The organism is Collinsella sp. LCP19S3_C9 (assembly GCF_052121575.1).
Classification (GTDB): Bacteria; Actinomycetota; Coriobacteriia; order Coriobacteriales; family Coriobacteriaceae; genus Collinsella.
In genome coordinates this window covers 1-966 of the sequence record NZ_JBQKDZ010000039.1, presented here as the reverse complement: position 1 = coordinate 966, position 966 = coordinate 1, and the positions used below count along the sequence as shown (strand labels likewise).

Annotated in this window: 1 protein-coding gene; it reads left to right on the top strand. The window is 61.5% G+C overall.

The window, feature by feature from the left end; all coding sequences use genetic code 11:
- Positions 1 to 152: 152 nt before the first annotated feature.
- Positions 153 to 966 (top strand): IS21 family transposase (gene istA / locus ACTQXI_RS08885; protein WP_441548534.1); only part of this gene is annotated, 814 nt, incomplete at its 3' end.

Sequence of the window (966 nt, the reverse complement as noted above, 5' to 3'; positions counted from 1 at the left end):
TGTTTAGGGCAATCTGATTGTTGCTAGTGCGGCACCCATTCTTTTCATCTACGGAAACGAAAAATTTCAGAAAAGGCAAAGGCATGCCGACCAGCTAGGCCTACCGTTGCAATTGCAGCTACCAACTGACAATTGCACAGGAGGCAGGAAGGATGATCAGCATGCCAATGATCGAAAGTATACGAGAGATGTCGAGAAGGGGCCTCTCCAATGCGGAGATACAGCGCAGGACGGGGATATCCCAACCGACGATCCGCAAGTACATCGCGATGGACGATTTCTCGCCGCAGGCCCCGAGCCTGCAATCGCGCCCGTCGATCCTTGACCCTTACAAGCCCTTCGTCGACGAGATCCTGCTCGGCGACCAGCGCGTATGGCGCAAGCAGCGACACAGCGCAAAGCGCATATACGAGCGCTTGCTGGACGAGACCGCCTACGACGGCGGCTACGGAACCGTCAAGAACTACGTGAGGAGGCGCAAGGCCGAGATATCCGCGGCGTCCGACTGCTATATGGAGCTTGTCTGGGCGCCGGGGGAGGCGCAGGCCGACTTCGGCGACGTCGACGTGCTGGCCGGGGGAGAGCGCGTGAGGATGCACTTCCTGGTGCTCAGCTTCCCCTTCTCCAACATGGGCTTCTGCCAGCTCTTCGCGGGCGAGACCAGCGAGTGCGTGTGCCAGGGCCTCCGCGACATCTTCGAGCACATCGGCTGCGTTCCCACCCGCATCGTCTTCGACAACGCCACGGGCGCCGGCAGGCGCCGCGGGCAAAGCGTGACCGAGGCGGACCTCTTCCGCCGGATGAAGGCCCATTACGGGTTCGAGGCGACCTACGCCAACCCCCGCGCCGGCAACGAGAAGGGCAATGTGGAGCGAAAGGTCTACTGGTGTCGCCAGCATCTGTTCACGCCTGCGCCCAGCGTCGACGACATCGAGCTGTTCAACGCGGAGCTGCTCAGCCGCTGCT